Raw genomic sequence first — 801 nt, 5'->3', positions numbered from 1 at the left:
ACCGGCCCGAACATCGAGGCGATCTGCGACCCCTGCGCCGCGAAGACCGACGAGGCCTTGGCGCCCATCTGCAGCTGCACCGCGATGTCCTGCACCTGGTAGCCCATGTTCTGGATGCGGTACCGGGTCTGATCGGACATGTTGCCCAGCACCCCAAGCGCACCGCCCGCCGCCGCGGCCTGCTTGCCGCCGCCCAGATAGGCCTTCTCGGCAAGGCCCAGGGTCCGGTTGTATTCGGCCTGCGAGATCACCCCGTGCTTCAGCGCCTTGTCGAGCTGCGCGAGCGCAGCCTCATAGCGCTTGCTGCTGGCATAGAGCGGGTCGAGCGACTTGCGCAGCCGCTCGACGCTCTTTTCCTGCTGCTGGAACGCGCGTTCGATGGAACGGGCCGACTTCTCGGCATCGTTCTTGAACTTGCCGACAATGCCGACCGCCTCTGCAATGCTGGCCTTGAGCGATCCGGCCTCGCCGCTCAGGATCGCCTCGACCGCCGCTACTTTCGTCATGCCTGCCTGCCTCGCTTCACCCGCTCGATTTCCTCGGCGGTCCATCTGATACGCGGGCCGCCCGCTGCGGCGCGGCTCTCGCGGATCTTCGCATCGGCCTCGGCCCACCATTCGGCCGGGCTCATGGCCCAGAATTCAGAGGGCTGAACGCCCCAGTCGCGGGCCGCCTGATAGGCCTGCCTCTCGAAGGCGGCCCAGGTCACTCCCCCGAGGGGGCATCCTCTTCGGCCGCGCTTTCCTCGGTCTGCGGGATGCAGAGCAGGTTGATGTAATCGCGCGCGACCGCCGCCGCCGC

2 protein-coding genes are annotated in these 801 nt (G+C 67.7%); both read right to left on the bottom strand.

Features of this window, described 5'->3' with window-relative positions; translation table 11 throughout:
• On the bottom strand, positions 1 to 506 hold a 506-nt coding region (locus BYZ73_RS21425), incomplete at its 3' end, for a phage tail length tape measure family protein (protein ID WP_181498167.1).
• Positions 503 to 709 carry a hypothetical protein gene (locus BYZ73_RS21420; RefSeq protein WP_112317587.1) on the bottom strand — a complete coding sequence of 69 codons (207 nt, stop codon included), beginning with the start codon at positions 707 to 709 and terminating at the stop codon, positions 503 to 505. The genes BYZ73_RS21420 and BYZ73_RS21425, both read right to left, overlap by 4 nt.
• Positions 710 to 801 lie beyond the last annotated feature (92 nt).

Source organism: Rhodovulum viride, assembly GCF_003265965.1.
Classification (GTDB): domain Bacteria; phylum Pseudomonadota; class Alphaproteobacteria; order Rhodobacterales; family Rhodobacteraceae; genus Rhodovulum; species Rhodovulum kholense.
The sequence above is the reverse complement of the archived record's forward strand: the minus strand, read 5'-3'. Positions and strand labels throughout refer to the sequence as shown.